This is a genomic window from Moritella sp. F3 (assembly GCF_015082335.1).
Classification (GTDB): Bacteria; Pseudomonadota; Gammaproteobacteria; order Enterobacterales; family Moritellaceae; genus Moritella.
Map to the genome: position 1 here is coordinate 113,081 of NZ_BLRL01000008.1, position 17,203 is coordinate 130,283.

At 40.6% G+C, this 17,203-nt stretch carries 10 protein-coding genes; 6 read left to right on the forward strand and 4 right to left on the reverse strand.

The annotated features are described in order from the left end of the window. Positions 1 to 6: 6 nt before the first annotated feature. Positions 7 to 2,139: an LruC domain-containing protein gene (locus JFU56_RS14590; protein ID WP_198438020.1), complete on the reverse strand. Its 2,133-nt coding sequence runs from the start codon at positions 2,137 to 2,139 to the stop codon at positions 7 to 9. 565 nt (positions 2,140 to 2,704) lie between these two features. On the opposite strand from JFU56_RS14590, the gene lamB reads away from it, so the two are divergent. Next, complete coding sequence (gene lamB / locus JFU56_RS14595; protein ID WP_198438021.1) at positions 2,705 to 3,982, forward strand: maltoporin LamB; 1,278 nt, start codon at positions 2,705 to 2,707, stop codon at positions 3,980 to 3,982. A 129-nt stretch (positions 3,983 to 4,111) separates the two neighbouring features. Here the strand turns inward: lamB and JFU56_RS14600 are convergent, their stop codons facing one another. After that, positions 4,112 to 6,103, reverse strand: a complete 1,992-nt coding sequence (locus JFU56_RS14600) for an ATP-binding protein (protein ID WP_198438022.1) — start codon at positions 6,101 to 6,103, stop codon at positions 4,112 to 4,114. Positions 6,104 to 6,586: 483 nt separating this feature from the next. Next, on the reverse strand, positions 6,587 to 7,696 hold the full coding sequence (gene malK, locus JFU56_RS14605) for a maltose/maltodextrin ABC transporter ATP-binding protein MalK (RefSeq protein ID WP_198438023.1): 1,110 nt from the start codon (positions 7,694 to 7,696) through the stop codon (positions 6,587 to 6,589). Positions 7,697 to 8,093: 397 nt separating this feature from the next. Between malK and malE the strand changes: the two genes are divergently transcribed. The 5 genes from malE to JFU56_RS14630 all read left to right on the forward strand — a co-directional run bounded on the left by malE (position 8,094) and on the right by JFU56_RS14630 (position 14,126). Continuing rightward, positions 8,094 to 9,269, forward strand: coding sequence for a maltose/maltodextrin ABC transporter substrate-binding protein MalE (gene malE, locus JFU56_RS14610; protein ID WP_198438064.1), 1,176 nt, complete (start codon positions 8,094 to 8,096; stop codon positions 9,267 to 9,269). 134 nt (positions 9,270 to 9,403) lie between these two features. Next, complete coding sequence (gene malF, locus JFU56_RS14615) at positions 9,404 to 11,005, forward strand: maltose ABC transporter permease MalF (protein ID WP_198438024.1); 1,602 nt, start codon at positions 9,404 to 9,406, stop codon at positions 11,003 to 11,005. Between the two features lie 38 nt (positions 11,006 to 11,043). Then, complete coding sequence (malG, locus tag JFU56_RS14620) at positions 11,044 to 11,934, forward strand: maltose ABC transporter permease MalG (protein ID WP_198438025.1); 891 nt, start codon at positions 11,044 to 11,046, stop codon at positions 11,932 to 11,934. 606 nt (positions 11,935 to 12,540) lie between these two features. Then, positions 12,541 to 13,596, forward strand: coding sequence for a sterol desaturase family protein (locus JFU56_RS14625; protein WP_198438026.1), 1,056 nt, complete (start codon positions 12,541 to 12,543; stop codon positions 13,594 to 13,596). Between the two features lie 206 nt (positions 13,597 to 13,802). After that, positions 13,803 to 14,126 (forward strand): hypothetical protein, encoded by a 324-nt coding sequence (locus JFU56_RS14630; protein ID WP_198438027.1) that lies wholly within the window; start codon positions 13,803 to 13,805, stop codon positions 14,124 to 14,126. A gap of 88 nt (positions 14,127 to 14,214) precedes the next feature. Here the strand turns inward: JFU56_RS14630 and malT are convergent, their stop codons facing one another. Further along, complete coding sequence (malT, locus tag JFU56_RS14635) at positions 14,215 to 16,926, reverse strand: HTH-type transcriptional regulator MalT (protein WP_198438028.1); 2,712 nt, start codon at positions 16,924 to 16,926, stop codon at positions 14,215 to 14,217. Positions 16,927 to 17,203 lie beyond the last annotated feature (277 nt).

Consider the following 17,203-nt stretch of genomic DNA (forward strand, 5'->3'; position numbering starts at 1 on the left):
CGATACCTACTGATATGTTTTATTTATAATGGGGTGATTAAACCAATCAAGATTTTGTTGCCCACCACTGAGAATGAAGTTAATAAAGTCTGGATAAGCAATAGAAATATCTGTGCCTTCATACGCTGGAGTCCATTGACTACCGACTTCTATCGCCCAAGGTAAATTACGTACATCTCTATAAGTTCGAGATGGGGTTTGTGAAGTATCATCATGTTGACCAAAAAGTTCGGTGCTACCAAGATCGGTAATGGGTTTATCAGCTAAATGCACTTCAAAAGCGCGACCAGGCATCGTGCTGCCGTAGAAGTCATTACGACTGCGATTTTCACTGCCAAAGATGAAAGGGTCTAATGGCATGTCTGGCATTGCAGATAGATCAAGCGGTGTCACTAGTGGAATGGTAATATCGAATGTGAACAGATCGCTATTTTCGCAGCCCAGCTCTGTACGATAGAAACTTAAGCCACAGTTACTTTTTAGAAAAGTATGCTTTAGATTTTTGGTAATAATCACCACCGCATTACTTTGGCCTTGCTCTAATGGTGCCTCATTTTGTAATTCAAGACCATTATGACGGAGTTTAATAAGTCCTTCATTTACTTGTGAACGTGCGATCCCGGGCAATTGTATGGCAAAGCCATTGGAATAATCGGCTCCATAGGCGGCGAGTTGTCCAGATACATCGATCCTGACCACTTTATTGTTTTGGATGACTTGTGATACGCGATAGTAAATTAATACATCATTAAAATCATAGTCACCGACTTCTGGCCACATATCTTCATAGGCAATAGTGACAAAATCATTTTGGCTTGGGTAATGTAAATAAGTTGTATTGGCTGCGCTGATATTGATTTGGTAATCTTCGACTTCGCCATACACATACCCGCCATTATTACTGGCATTTTCAACATTACCGACGCGGAAGCGTGACCAACTTGCGCCTGCACTCGCATCATCCGGTACTCGGAAAAGTACATCATGACTACCGGGTAATAGTTGTAATCCACTGATGGCATGTTCGTTAGCATCATTGAAATCACCATCACGGTTCCAATCAAACCACGCGTTGAGGTAACTTATTGCTTCACCACCGATGACAATATTGACTTGACCATCTAATCCCGGGATCAGACTGGTTTTAAATATCACCCCGTCTTCATCATTAATACTGACACTTTCATCTGAGCTTGGATAAATTCTGGCATCGGATTCGGCATCAACACTCGAGCCTAAAAAGTAATTGTGGTAGTTAATTAAATGACGCGCCCCATTATTCGCCAGTGTCGTGCCGTAAGAGTCTGGAGCATCTCCGTAATCGGTATTAGAAGATACCACTGGGGCACTTGCACAGCGAGCGCCATCATTGCTGTTGGTCGGTGCCGCTTTGGCAAAGTACACAGTAGCACCCGAAATATTATTCGGATCAGTAATATCGGTACGATAAACATTACCGTCATTGTTACGGACGAAATAAAAATTACCTGAAATATCGAAATAAGCTGCACCAAACGCACTGCCGGGCGCGGTGAATCCTGTGTTTGCGACAACGCTAGCTGAACCATCTGTTGGGTTTATACGATAGAGATCACCACTGGCACTTTCCACGGCATAAATGTTGCCATCGATGGGATGAAAGGCAAAGTCGGCAATCCCCATACTTTGGTTTGCACCATCGATTTTTTTGATCGTCAGGTATTCGGGATCGCTAGCATCTAAGGTTGTATAGAAAAGTCCGGTATTTTTACGGTAAAAATAATATTTATTATTACTAATATCACCGACATAAAAATTATTGGCTGGGGGATTTGTGAAAGGTAATACAGTGCCTTTAAAATCACGGTCGAATTGGACTAACGCAAGTTGTTGCTTATTAAAACCGTAAATAAAACGGTCAGCTTCGTTGAAGGCGATAGCATTAATTGTATCAGTACCTAGGCTGTCATCCACTTGTATTGTTTTTACTGCACCTGTTGATAAATCGACAGACTTATAATGAGTCGCATTATTGTTGTATTGAGATAAAAAAGCCTCGGTAGGGCAGAGATCAAAAGGCGCAGCGTAGAGTGAATTCGGTGCTGCTACATAGAATAATAACGAGACGAATATATAACGTACGTAGGAAAATTTAATCATATCTTCATTCCTCAGTCCTTGGAAGCGCATTTTGATGTGTGTCTTGTTTGTAATGCATATCTTAAGCCAATCATCTTTATCTTTAAAAACAGTCTGTTATGTTTTTGCTTTAGAGTTTGCTCGCAAATTGCAATGCATAATGCAAATCAATTTGTAGATATTGCAATGCCATAGGCGTCGCTATAGGTAAGGAAAGTTCACTGACAACGACATTATTAATACATTAATGCTGGAGTTTGCTAGCTAGATCACATTGGTCAATTAGCCTCATTGTTCCTGTTTAAGGTGGCTAAAATGGACTTTAATCGCGATAAACATGATCGAGATAACACTCTATTTTAGCTGTAGCTTTAACAATCCTTTAAATACGCCCTAGTTAAGTGATCTGACTCATAAAAAAAAGCACTTACGTTTTTCTCAGCCTTTTTAATCCTCCTCAAATTAAGTGGGGGTGGAGGAGGTCGGATATTTAAAAAATCCTTAGTATGAATTTGTCTTCAAGGCTGTAGCAATGTGATTACCGCCTTAAAAAATGAAACCAAACTCTTTCAAGGATTTAGAAAATATGAAAAATTTAAATCGTGTTGCTATTGCTGTTTCTGCAGCATTACTTACTTCTGCTGCTGGCGCTGTTGATTTTAACGGTTACATGCGAGCTGGTACTGGCCTTAGTGGTAATAATGGTGAAAATATCAGTTTTGAAAAAAATAAAATTGGCCGTTTAGGTAATGAGAATGATCTTTACGCAGAGTTTGGTTTCCGCCAAGAATTACCAAAAATAGAAGGTATGGAAGATCAGAAGTGGGTTGTTGATGCCATGATAGCGCAGGGTAATTCAGGTAATAATGGTTGGGAAGACGGCGACTTCAATGTTGCGCAATTTAATGTGCAAGCGACAGGTTTGATTGCTAGTGATAAAGAAGCGACGCTGTGGGCGGGTAAGCGTTATTACCAACGTAAAGATATTCACATTACCGATTTCTACTATCTAAATACGTCAGCGGGTGCTGGTGGTGGTATTGAAAATCTAAGTGTTGGTCCTGGTAAACTATCTGCTGCTTGGATGTTAGATGAAGGTACTCAAGAGACTGCCAATGGTATACCACAAGCTGGTGCACCTTCATGGGCTAACGATACTCAAGTAAACGGTAATATTTTTGATGTGCGTTATTCAGGTCTTAACTTATGGAACAATGCGACATTAGAGCTGGCTGGTGTATATAACTTTGCTAATGAAAAAGAAAAGCAAACGATCACCGCGGACGATGGTGTTATGTTAACCGCTATTTTACAACAAGGTTTAAGTAACGGCTTTAACCAAACCGTATTGCAATATGGTACTAGCTCTTATGGTGCACAAATGGCTGACTTAGGCAGTGGTGCTTGGTTTGACCGTTCTGGAGAACAAAATGATGCTAATGGTTATCGTGTGATTAACTGGGGTGTGATGAGCTTTGGCGATAAAATCGAAGTTGGTCATCAGCTAATGTATGCAGCATCAACGGATGCATCATACGGCGATGGTATTACTGGCAGTTCGGTTAAAGTTAAGGGGGATCATAGCTTGATGAGTGCTGTTGTTCGTCCTATGTACAAGTGGAATCAAAATATGAAAACCATCTTAGAATTGGGCGTGTTCTCTGAGTCATATGATGGCCGTGATGATAAAGGTGGTAGCAAAGCGACTATCGCGCAAGCATGGTCGATGGGTGATAGTTTCTGGGCTCGACCTGAGTTACGTGTATTTGCATCATATATAACTGATGATGAAGGAACGACTCTAGGATCAAGTAAAGGCGATAGCGACTACTCTATCGGTATGCAAGTTGAAGCTTGGTTCTAACCTCTCACAAATCGCTTCTATGCGTTATACTTAAAATGCAAGATAGTTAAAGGGGATAATTTTTGTTTGCAGCAAAAACCCTGAATAATAAAGATGCCTAACAGTGAAAGCTGTTAGGTATTTTTTTGGCTAAATTGACTGGCTAGTGCTATCGCTAGGTAACCATGTGTTAAGCGCCTTACTTAGTCGTTCTGGAGAAATAGGTTTAGTGATATAATCATCCATGCCAGCGGCAAGGCATTTCTCTCGGTCGCCCTGCATCGCATTGGCTGTCATGGCGATGATAGGAATTTTATGGTTCATCTTTGTCTGAAAACTGCGAATCAGTGTGACTGCCTCGTAACCATCCATTATCGGCATTTGGCAATCCATTAGCACTAAGTCGTAAGTTTTGCTTTCAAGCGCATGCACAGCTTCTTGGCCGTTATTGACGACATCTGCGAAAAAGCCTAATTTTTTCAGGACCCCCGTTGCAACCAGTTGGTTAGTAAGGCTATCTTCGGCAAGTAAAATACGAACATTTTTACGCGTAGTTGGTGGTATTGGATATTCGGTAACGGCTGTTGTTATCATGTTTAATTGTGTTTGTGATGGCGCTTGTGCTTTGGCAAAGCGAGCAGTAAACCAGAATTCAGCCCCTTTACCTTCTTCGCTGATAATTCCAATTTCCCCTCCCATCAATTCGGATAATTGTTTTGATATAGAAAGGCCCAAACCGGAACCGCCATATTTGCGAGTCGTCGATGAATCTACCTGGGTGAATTTATCGAACAGTCGCTTTTGTCGATCTTCAGGTATACCTATACCAGTATCTTTTATTGAAAATCGAAGTTCCATTTCATTTTCTGTTGCTGATAATAAGGTGACCAAAATAATAACTTTGCCCTTCGAGGTAAACTTAATCGCATTGCCTAGTAGATTCGTTAATACCTGTCTTAAGCGTTCAGGGTCACCTTGAGCGTATATCGGCACTTGGGAGGCTATCTCGCAGTTAAACTCTAAGCCTTCGGCTTGAACTTGCTGAGAGTGCAGAGTACATAAATTATGAATTATTGCGTGTAAATCAAAATCGATGATTTCTAAATCCAGCTGACCCGCTTCAATCTTGGAAAAGTCGAGAATATCGTTAATGAGGCTCAGTAATGATTCGCCGCTGGCGCGAGCTATTTGTGCATAGTGGCGCTGTTCGTCCTTGAGCTGTGTATCTAGCAGTAAATCGAGCATTCCGATAACACCATTCATAGGTGTGCGGATCTCGTGGCTCATATTAGCGAGAAACTCACTTTTGGCGCTGTTCGATTCCTCGGCTTTTTTCGCAAGTATGCTCGTGGTGACAATATTCTCGAGCAGTTCTTCATTCATACCGCTGATTTTCTTCGCCATTATGTTGGCACGGGTCTTCTCATTACTTGCCTGTAGTGCAGATTGCATAGCTTCATTTTTGCTGATGAGTAGTGATTCTTGGCTATTTAAAATATTGTTGCGCATGATATTAAAATTTTCGGTTAGCTGACCAATTTCATCCTTTGAAACGGGCGGTAAACTAATGTCAAAATTACCGTTGGCCAATTCCTTAGTCGCTTGTTTTAGTTTTAATATTGGCAATTGGATTAATTGGTTCTGCATAAACAATTCAATGCATATAATGAGCAGCATCATTAGGATTAAAAAAATTTTAAGTTCCAAAATACGCCGTTCGGTAAACTCGTGTTTGGCGGCCCAATCGATGTGTAGTGTAAGATATCCTACAGTAATATCTTCATTTACCAATGGATAATCAATCTTAATATGGTTGGCATGTTGTTCTGACAGGGCGACTTCATTTGATGAAAAAAGTGGATACTTTTGTTTTCTATCAGCGTCGTATAATGTTAGGTGTGCCCAGTTTTGTTGGTGTAATTGTTTTTGATAATCTAATGATGAAAACAAGGTTGCAAAGTCATTCGCGATTAAATATCTAATCACATCGTTTTCTATAGATTTGATTCCATTTTGCATTTGTTCTCTAAAATCAGCACGCGCATAATTAAATAATTTTGGCGCCCAATACCATTGAATTACACTCGTGAAAATACAAAAACCAACAATGACAGGGACCATTAGCTTTAATTTAATGCTCATTTAGGCCCTTACTTTGGTTGGATGTGAAATCTATCTAAGTTCATGTTTTTTTAAATGGTCCATAATCTATCATAGTGGCAATGGTTACTTGTTGCATAGGAACGCCTTGCAGTAATAAGCGTAACTGAAATGAGAACATGCAAACTTCCTTTTATCGATGACATGCCATTAATTGTAGTAATCGAATTTATAATCACCTCTATATTGTCGATGTGATAAAACTCATCGTCATAAGGTATTAGGGCGTAACAATGAAGTATTGTAGAGGTAAGTCAAAGTGACCAAAATTATGCACAATTAAATCTATATGGCAGCGGTCGTTACGTCTTATATTTCTTGTTCATCGAGGGCACTGAAAATAAGAGAGTAAATAGTGAGGATAATAATTAAGATGTCGAGATGACTTAATTAAATACAAGGGGTAATAGCCAATACCTTGCATATTGGCTAAGTTGATTGAAGCGTCTGAAACCCTATAAATAATTAACTGGTTGTTTCTTTATACAAACGCTGGCAGGCTTGACCATCTTTATGGAACAAGTGGCAGCGATGTGCAGGAATACCAATATCTAATTTCTCGCCAGCTTCAATTGATAGCGTATCAGCAACACGATAAATCACATCTTCATCACTGCCTTCAATGTGTAAATAAACTTGGGTTTCATTACCCAATTTTTCAACCACAATAGTTTCACCGGCAATCACGATATCAGCTTGTTCAACTGAGACTAAATGCTCAGGGCGAATACCTAGGGTCATTTCATCACCCGCGTTAACCGTTTTACCATCAACAGGGATCCAGGTACTCTGGCAATTCGGTAGCAGTACTTCGACACGGTCAGCTTCAGTCGCTTGAATATTGACGTTAATAAAATTCATTTTTGGTGAGCCAATAAAACCAGCGACAAAAATATTTTTCGGATAATGATAAATATCGAGCGGGGCGCCGACTTGCGCCACATTACCACCGTCGAGTACTACGATCTTATCGGCCATAGTCATCGCTTCAACTTGATCATGTGTTACGTAGATCATGGTGCAGCCTAATTGCTTGTGCAGCTTGGCTAATTCAATACGCATTTTTACCCGTAATGCAGCATCTAAATTTGATAATGGTTCATCTAACAAAAATACTTCTGGTTGTGATACTAACGTACGACCAATCGCCACACGTTGACGTTGTCCACCAGATAATGATTTTGGTTTACGATCTAATAATGGCGTTAATTGCAGAATATCTGCCGCATGTTTCACGCGATCTTTAATTAACTGTTTATCTGCTTTTGCTAATTTTAAGCCAAACGACATGTTATCGGTTAAATCTAAGTGTGGGTAAAGCGCATAAGATTGAAATACCATGCCGACACCACGTTTAGAGGGTTCGACATCGTTCATGCGTTTGCCACCAATAAATAAATCACCCGAGGTGATATCTTCAAGCCCAGCAATACAACGTAACAGAGTTGACTTACCGCAACCTGACGGACCAACGAAAACGACAAATTCACCATCGTTTATTTCTAGATCTACGTTTTTAGAAATCAGTACATCATCATAGGCTTTACATACATTGTTTAACGTGACAGTTGCCATCTCGCGAGTCCTTTTTATGACTAATTAGAATATCTTACACAGCATTCTTCGATGTTGATAGTGTGTTTTATACAGGTCTTAACTGCATCATCCTTGAGAAAGATTTTTAGGGGGGAGTAGATAGGAGGAGTGCATAGATCACATTTTATTGATGGTTGCTTTATTATCACTCTAAATAGGTAATTTATTGCGCATTAGTGTGCGAGTCATCGCATTTTTATCGCCTTTATTAATCAACTAAGTAAAATATATTGTTCAAGTTCACGCTTTTGGATTTGCGGGTGCTAGGCGTAGGGTAAAGGATGATGTTGGTAATGACTTTTTGTATGACTATACCATCCAACACAGACAGCTTGTCTGGTAAGTTTGAACGCTAATTTAATAAGGATATAAAGTGATGAGAAAAACCTTAACGGCAGTTGCACTACTAACTGCAATGAACTCTTTTTCTGCCTTTGCTGCTATTGAAGAAGGCCAGTTAACGATTTGGATTAACGGTGACAAAGGTTACAACGGTCTTGCTGAAGTTGGTAAACAGTTTGAAGCTGATACTGGCATCAAGGTGACTGTCGCACATCCAGATAGCTTACAAGACAAGTTTCCACAAGTCGCGGCTACAGGCGATGGTCCTGATATCGTATTTTGGGCACATGATCGTTTTGGTGGTTATGCGCAAGCCGGTTTATTAGCTGAAGTTAAACCATCGAAAGAATTAAAAGATAGCATGATCGACTTTACGTGGGATGCGGTTAAATACAATGGTAAATATATCGGTTACCCAGTCGCGGTTGAATCGTTATCACTTATCTATAATAAAGATTTAGTTAAAACGCCACCGAAGAATTGGGAAGATATCGCTGCATTAGATAAGCAGCTTAAAACCCAGGGTAAATCTGCGATCATGTGGAACTTAAAAGAACCGTACTTCACTTGGCCTCTGATGGCTGCTGACGGTGGTTATGCGTTTAAAACCAATGCGACGGGTTATGATGTTAAAGATGCTGGTGTGAATAACGCGGGCGTTAAAGGTAGCATGGCGTTAGTACAAAAACTATTAACGGATAACGTCATTTCTCCTGATATGGATTACTCGGTATCTGAGTCTGAATTTATCAAAGGCAATGTGGCGATGACGATCAATGGCCCGTGGGCATGGGGTAACGTTGATAAATCGGAAATAAACTATGGTGTTGCACAATTACCGAAGTTTAATGGTAGTCACTCTAAACCGTTTGTGGGTGTATTAACGGCGGGTATCAGCACGGCGTCGCCAAACAAAGATTTAGCCGTTGAGTTTATCGAAAACTACTTATTGACTGATGAAGGTCTGGCTAAAGTGAACAGTGACAAGCCATTAGGTGCTGTGGCATTGACATCATACCAAGAGCAGTTAGCGACAGATAGCCGTATTGCGGCAACAATGGACAATGCAATGAACGGTGAAGTAATGCCGAACATCCCACAGATGAATGCATTCTGGGGCGCAACTAAAAATGCCATCATTAACATTGTCGATGGTCGTCAATCGATTGATGCGGCATTAAGTGATGCAGAAAAGCAGATGACTAAATAGGCTTTAAGCCCTTTTTGTTTAAGTCTTCTTTGTTTTAATACTCTCTGTTTAGTACTTTTGTTTTAATCATCGGAAGTACTGAGATAAGAGGAGGGGTCATCTCTCCTCTTGCTGTTTATTAGGTAGGTTCTTCCATGCAGACTGTTAAAGTAGCTGAAATTCTGGGTGATGATACACCAGACTCTCAACAGACTCCCGACCAAGTCAATTCTCGATTTATTTCTCCGCATTTTATTAAATGGTGCACCCTGATCCTGATTGGGTTAATGAATGGTTATGCGTCAATATTGATGTACTCACGTGGTGAGACGTCATTTGCTGTATTAACCTTGATATTAACTTCGTTAGCCTTGTATATTTTTGGTAGTAAAAAGACTTATGCACACCGTTATATTTACCCTGGTGTCGCGGGCATGATCTTGTTTATTATTTTCCCTCTGGTCTACACGGTTGGTATCGCCTTTACCAATTACAGTGCTACTAATCAGCTGTCTTTTGAACGAGCTCAATCTGTCCTGCTTGATAATACCTATCAAAGTGGTGACAGCTATAAATTCGAGTTGTATCGCAGTGAAAATGGTTATCGTCTGGCAGTGAAAGACGGTGCGCAATTATTAGTGACTGATGAAATTAATTTAACCAAGCCAGAAAGCTTACGCTTAACGCTTAATGCCACTGATGCAGTTATCGGTAGCAAAGCGAAAATAAAAGACATTATCAAAAACCGTTCGACGTTAAATACGGTTGATTTGGTATTACCAAACGGTAACGAAATTCGCATGAGCGGGTTACGTAAATTTGCCGCAGTACAACCGCTTTATCGTGTTGAAAGCGATGGTACGACATTAGTTAATAATAAAGATAATACGGTATTGATTCCCAATATGGATACTGGTTTTTATCAGACTATCGATGCGGAAGGTAACTATATTGGCGATCCGTTAGCGCCTGGTTTTACTGTGGTGATCGGCACCGCTAACTTTGAACGTATTTGGCAAGATGATGGTATTAAAGAGCCTTTCATCAGTATTTTCTTTTGGACGATTATTTTCTCTGGTTTGTCAGTTATCGCAACTGTGGTCATCGGACTGGTATTGGCAAGTATCGTGCAGTGGGAAGCGTTACGCGGCCGTGCTGTCTACCGCATGCTGTTAATTTTACCTTACGCGGTACCGTCATTTATTTCTATCCTGATCTTTAAAGGTTTATTTAACCAAAGCTTTGGTGAAATTAATATGGTGTTAGAGGCGATGTTTGGGCTGTCACCAAGCTGGTTCTCGGATCCTATCTCTGCCAAGGCCATGGTATTGATGGTGAATATTTGGTTAGGTTTCCCGTACATGATGATCTTAAGCATGGGTATGTTGAAATCCATCCCAGATGATTTATATGAAGCATCGGCGCTTGATGGTGCTGGGCCGCTGCAGAACTTCAAAAACATTACTTTCCCAATGATGATGAAACCATTGTTACCGTTAATGATTGCCAGCTTCTCGTTTAACTTTAATAACTTTGTATTGATTCAGCTGTTAACACAAGGCGGACCAAACATGATTGGTACCAGTGAGCCTGCAGGTTATACCGACTTGTTAGTGAACTACACCTATCGCATCGCCTTTGAAGGTGCTGGTGGTCAAGACTTTGGTTTAGCCAGTGCAATTACGACGCTTATCTTCTTGTTAGTGGGTGGTTTAGCACTCTTTAACTTACGTTTTACCAAGTTGTCAGAGAAGTAACAGACAACAATAACAAACAGAATAGAAGGAATAACAGTATGGCTATGGTACAAGGGAAATCATTAAAATATCGTGTGTGGGCTGCCCATTTGGCGCTCTGTGCGTTACTGGTAGTGATTATATTCCCATTGGTTATGGTAGTGGCAATTTCGTTGCGTGAAGGTAACTTTGCCACGGGTGGTATTATCCCCACATCACCGACATTAGATCACTGGCGTTTAGCGTTAGGCTTCTCGGTAACGAATGCCGATGGCAGTATTACACCACCGCCATTCCCTGTGTTGTTGTGGTTGTGGAACTCGGTAAAAGTCGCGGCGATATCGTCGGTGATGATTGTAGCGCTATCAACTACATCGGCTTATGCGTTTGCACGTTTACGCTTCGGCGGTAAAGACACTATCTTAAAAGCGATGATGATCTTCCAAATGTTCCCTGCTGTATTAGCGCTGGTGGCTTTGTATGCTTTGTTCGATAAGTTAGGTCAGTATGTGCCGTTCTTGGGACTGAATACCCACGGCGGCCTGATCTTTGCGTATCTGGGTGGCATTGCACTGCATGTATGGACAATTAAAGGCTACTTCGAATCGATTGACGGTTCATTAGAAGAAGCGGCTGCACTGGATGGTGCGACGCCTTGGCAAGCATTCCGTTTGGTGCTGTTGCCATTGTCTGTGCCAATTCTGGCGGTGGTATTTATCCTCGCGTTCATTGCGGCGGTAACCGAAGTGCCAGTGGCCTCGTTACTATTGTCTGATGTGAATAACTATACATTAGCGGTTGGTATGCAGCAGTACTTGTATCCACAAAACTACCTGTGGGGTGACTTTGCAGCTGCTGCCGTGTTATCCGCATTACCTATCACTGCGGTGTTCCTAGTGGCACAGCGTTGGTTAGTTGGTGGTTTAACGTCAGGTGGTGTGAAAGGTTAGCTCGCTAATAACGTCATAAAGTAAGTAATTATAAGTGTCGTTACGAACCTGTATGGCAGGTACAGTTAGCTTGTAACGATACTTGTATAATTTAAGCCAGTAGATGATGTTTCTTTGTTGAAAGAAGCGTTGTCCGCTGGCTTTGTTGTTTGTGAAGTGAATTTGGAAATGAGACATGCTATTAACGTATTTCAGCGAGCTTTCTCTGGCAAAATCTGGAAGCAATTACTATTGGCTAGTTTAATCACTCTAACAAGGTTTTACACTGAAGTGGCTTTGCATACAGGTATAATGAAATCTAGTCTAATCTAATTATGTTTTTCTAAACATCGGTGGTTTATATTAGCAAACAGTCTCAATTTTATTTTTGTTAAATATAAGGTGTTGAAATATAAAGCTTCTATACTTTATCAAATTGACTTATAGAGAACCCTATAAATAAAAGTCTTAATTTTGCGGAACGGAATACTTAAATCCAGACTACCATTAACCTATTAATACATTGATTGTAAAAGCAACTTAAGATGTTTTTATTTGATTTTTACAGCATTTTAAGAAAGTACTTATAAAGACGTCTGTATAATAAGGCAATAGGGAGTTTTGCACATGTTGAATGCTTTTACTCAATTTATAGAGTCCTCTTTTGAGTTTATCTGGTCTCTGCTGCTCTTCGTGTTGGAATACCCATTGATGCCTAATCAGCGTATTTTCTGGCTGTATATGCTCAGTTCCAGCATTCTGGCCTTCTATGTCTTTTATGTAAGTATCCGGCTAGATCCATCACATAGATCATCTCTCAAGGCATTTATCCGTTTTCTACTCCCAAAGGATATTTGGCTCAATTCATCTGCTTGGCTCGATGTTAGATATTTCTTTTTTCACCAGATATTTCGCCTGATTATCTACGGTGCGTTTCTGGCCGGAGTGCTTAATCTGACCTTTCAGGTTATTACTGGTAGGGCAGACCTGATTGGGGGAAATGCGCTGAATTTTGATTCAAACATTACAACTGTTGTGATATCAGTGATATATATGTTTGTTCTTGTCGCCTTTGTGGATTTAGTGTCCTATGGTATCCATTATCTACAGCATAAAATACCGTTCTTATGGGCCTTCCATAAAGTGCACCATAGCCTGGAGGTTATGCATCCTTTGTCCAATTACCGTGAACATCCAATCGACAATATTGTCTATGCAATAGGTACCGGTGCGGCTCATGGGCTGCTTATGGGGTTAGCCAGTAATCTGTTTGGCTACGTGCCTAGTGCACCTCAGGTTCTGGGGGTTCCCCTGCTGATATTTGCCTTTAATATCTTGGGCTATAATTTGAGGCACTCTCATGTGTGGTTACGCTGGCCGGGACAGTGGTCGATGTTGTTTGCATCACCTGCGCATCATCATATCCACCACAGCTGCCACCCTGATCATATTGATAAGAACTTCGCTTTTATATTTCCTTTCTGGGATGTTCTGTTTCGCACTTATCACCTACCAGAAACAAACAAAGATGTCCGTTTCGGAATATCAATGCATTACGCGAGTGAATACAAAAGCTGTATGGGCATCTACTTTATTCCCTTTAGAGACGCTTTGGCACCGATTTCCAAAAGGCTAAAACGCATTTTCAAGAAAATCGTTATCATTTTTTACAGCCAAAGATAGCTATTTATAACTTCCGTCTTATCGACATCTCTCATAATATTTTTCATAATTATGTCCTCTAATTAAATAATGAGGCTATTAAATTACATATAAGTAACCTTATATATATGGTTACTTTATTTATTCCGCTAGATTGTTTACATTAACGCCCTTCAGCAAGCTCACGCATAACACGTCATAAGCACAGAGAATGGTTGTAATAAACAATGAATAGACAACAAGCACTACAACAGATTATAAGCTTTGGTGAAGAACGCGATGCTGCGGTTAGCGCATTGGCTAAATTTGGCTGGGATCCGAGTTTTGAAGTGATTAGTGTCGATAGTCACGCGCTGATGATCGTATTAACTAAGTATATGTCAGGTGATATCGACGCCGATGATTTAGAACTTTGGGCTAACTTTATAGAATGTCGAGATGAACTAGAATGCAGCGATATTGAAGGTTATATCTACGCGTTAGCAGACCCTGAACAGATGGGCGGCATTAGCCTAGATAATATAGAAAAGATGCTAACAGTACTTTGTTAAGAGCGCTTGTTAACAGTACTCGGGTTAAACCCGAGCTGATGGCGGTGTTCAAATAGCCTGCTAGCATCTAAGTTTTCACTGATTAGCGTTAATAACCAATCATCTTCAATAAGTTTTCAGCGGTTTCAATTGCCTCCCTACGGTTAGCAATATTCAATTTTTGATACAGATTGCGAATATGGGTTTTGATGGTCGTTGAGGCGACATCTAATTCTATCGAGATCTGTTCATTGCTGTAACGTGAGTAAATCAAGCCAAGTACTTGCCACTCTCGATGAGTCAGTGGACTGGTGCGGATCAACTCAGGCACATCTTGATTGTTCAATAGCTTATGCACAAAGTCCTTATCAAAAAAAATTGCTCGGTTGTGACGTTTTATCGACATTTCAGCGAGTAATTTCTCAGCACGATAGCGTTCTAATTCCGCCATATTACCTTGTTTTAATAGGCTGTTAAGTAATTCTGCAATCACTTTAGCATCAATCAAAAAGTCACAAATAGAGCTGGTGCTATTAGCCATAGTCAATGCGGTTTGTAATTTATCTAACGCTTGAGCTTGCTTGCCTGCTTGACTGTAAACTACGGCTTCTAACGTGGCGTTTTTTTGTTGTTCGAAGGCCAGTTTATGTTGCGTAGCAGCCTGCTGTAAATGCGCTAACGTTTGCAATGCTTGGCTGTAATTCTCTGTCAGCAAGTAAGCACGGGCGATATTACGACCGTGACTCTGGGTAAAGTGATTACAGGCGTTGTCAGCAACAGGTTGGCTTTGTTGTAACCATATTTCTACAGCGTTAGTCATTCCTTTCGCTTGCCAGTACAACAATTGAGAGAAGTTAACATTGGCGATCCAATCTGCATGGTAATCAGACTGGTCGATAAGCTCACCACACAAGTCGATGTAACGACCGGCTTTATCCAGTTCACCACGAGATATATGTACGCGCGCTAAGATAGCATACGATTGTAGGTATTTAGATTGGCAATATTTCGGTAATACATTTAAGCCTTTATGTGCATATTCTTCTGCTAGGTCTAAATGATTCCAGCGCCAGTAAATTTGGCTGCGGATACGTTGTAAAAATTCATACAAAGGCAATTGTTGTAAGTGCTGTTTGTCAGCCAGTTGATCGGCGCTATCGAGTAATTCAAACGCCGATTGGATATGACCTTGGGCAATTAAAATTTCGCTTTGTTGTAACAGCGACCATAACGCTTGCGGATAAACATGGTACTGACGAGCCATGCGCTCTGCTTGTTGCATCATAGATAACGCGCGATCTAAGTGACCGAGTACATGGTTAACTTCACCAATCACCGAGGTGGCGACAATGCGGCTACGGTAATTACTTGGGTCTAACTGTTCCAGCGCATTCTCTGCCAGTTGCAGTGCTAATTCTGGGTTGTTCTGGTTTATCGCGACTTGTGCGCGCAGGGCATTAAACTCGCCTTGTTGCGCTAAGGTAAGTTCGATATTACGTTGTGTTAATTCGATTAAGGCTTGCGCTAATAAATCACCCACTTGATCATAACTGTGCTGGCTTTGCGCTAACCAAGCGCGTAATAACGGCAGGCGCGGGCTTTGGTATAAGGTATCTGGTTGCAGCTTACTGATAGTCACTTCTAAGTTTTCTAATTCACCTTGGTTAAACATGTGCCAGCCGTGTGCTAATAAGATCTCTGCGGTTAGCGAACTGTCTTTAGCGCGTTGGGCATGAAACAGGGCTTGTTGAGGATTATCATGTTTTAACCAAGCACGCGCTGCATCTTTATGTAGCTGCTTACTGCTTTGGGCTAGCCTGGTATGGCGCTGGTGTTTTAAAAAATCAGCAAATAAATTATGGAAGCGATACCAGTTCTGTTCACCCTCAAGGGAATGCAGGAATAGCCCATGTTTATCTAATGATTCGAGTAAATTATTGGCTGCTTCATTATCAAAAAACTCAGTGATTAAGCTGGTATTGAAAATGGTAAAGACTGAGCACTGCATTAAAAATACTTGTAATGGTTCGTCTAATAAATCAAATACTTCTTCGGCTAAATAGTCCCATAAATGAGATTGTTTAATTTGTGATATCCACTCTGTCGATTCGGCGACACTGTGCTGCTTTTGTTTTACTTGCAGGGCGATTAGTTGTAATGCCGATGGCCAGCCTTCTATTTTTTCCTGTAATGTTTTAATCTCGGTATCGCCGAGGATAGAGCCAATACGCTGTTCAAAAAATTGCGCTATTTCTTGGTCATCAAATGCTAACAGTTCACTGTCTAGTTCAATGAGTAAGTCACGAATACGTAAATTCGCGGTGTTCAGCGGTGGTAGGGTACGGCTGGTCACAACTAGTGTGCAATTCGCGGGCATGTATTTTAGGAAAAAGCGTAAGCCTTCATGGATCTCATCATTATTAATGCAGTGATAATCATCTAATACCAGATAAAACTCACTTTGATAATTTGCTAGTTCGGCAAACAATTCACTGAATAAATTTGGCAGAGAACTGTATTGGCGACGCTCGGCCAATGCTTGTGAATTGAGGCAAGATTGTTCGGTGACTTTATTAATCGCTTGAATAAAATAATTCACAAAGCGAAAGGTATCGTTATCGGTTTCATCGATATTAAACCAACCGACCTGACTGTGGTCTTTTAACCACTGGGCAGCCATGGTGGTTTTACCGTAACCTGCAGGAGAGCGAAATAAGACTAACTTATTAAATGCCGCTTCTTGGAGATGATCTAAAACCCGTGTGCGGGTGATCGAGTTGTGCAGGCGAGTCGGGCGATTTAATTTTGAATTGATCCACATAAGCTGTTCTTATTTTCCGAAGCTGAAGGCGATGTAGCGGCTTACTACTTTTGATTTAGTTGTTTTATTTAACTGTTTATTACATTTTTATTAATAACGATTAAATAATAACTAAGTAATGAGTAGATAATACCTACATGTGATAGGAAAAACGGTGATAAGCCTATTGTTTGTTTCACTTTGTTACATTTATATGACACAAAAAAGACATTAAAATCCCCTAATTCTGGTGATTAGGAGTAACGTATTATTATTTCAACAATATTTATAAGGTTAT

Bases quoted from the DNA above. Each gene is read 5' to 3' on its own strand.
- JFU56_RS14590 (WP_198438020.1), bottom strand. From the start codon at position 2,139: ATGATTAAATTTTCCTACGTACGTTATATATTCGTCTCGTTATTATTC.
- lamB (WP_198438021.1), top strand. From the start codon at position 2,705: ATGAAAAATTTAAATCGTGTTGCTATTGCTGTTTCTGCAGCATTACTT.
- JFU56_RS14600 (WP_198438022.1), bottom strand. From the start codon at position 6,103: ATGAGCATTAAATTAAAGCTAATGGTCCCTGTCATTGTTGGTTTTTGT.
- malK (WP_198438023.1), bottom strand. From the start codon at position 7,696: ATGGCAACTGTCACGTTAAACAATGTATGTAAAGCCTATGATGATGTA.
- malE (WP_198438064.1), top strand. From the start codon at position 8,094: ATGAGAAAAACCTTAACGGCAGTTGCACTACTAACTGCAATGAACTCT.
- malF (WP_198438024.1), top strand. From the start codon at position 9,404: ATGCAGACTGTTAAAGTAGCTGAAATTCTGGGTGATGATACACCAGAC.
- malG (WP_198438025.1), top strand. From the start codon at position 11,044: ATGGCTATGGTACAAGGGAAATCATTAAAATATCGTGTGTGGGCTGCC.
- JFU56_RS14625 (WP_198438026.1), top strand. From the start codon at position 12,541: ATGTTGAATGCTTTTACTCAATTTATAGAGTCCTCTTTTGAGTTTATC.
- JFU56_RS14630 (WP_198438027.1), top strand. From the start codon at position 13,803: ATGAATAGACAACAAGCACTACAACAGATTATAAGCTTTGGTGAAGAA.
- malT (WP_198438028.1), bottom strand. From the start codon at position 16,926: ATGTGGATCAATTCAAAATTAAATCGCCCGACTCGCCTGCACAACTCG.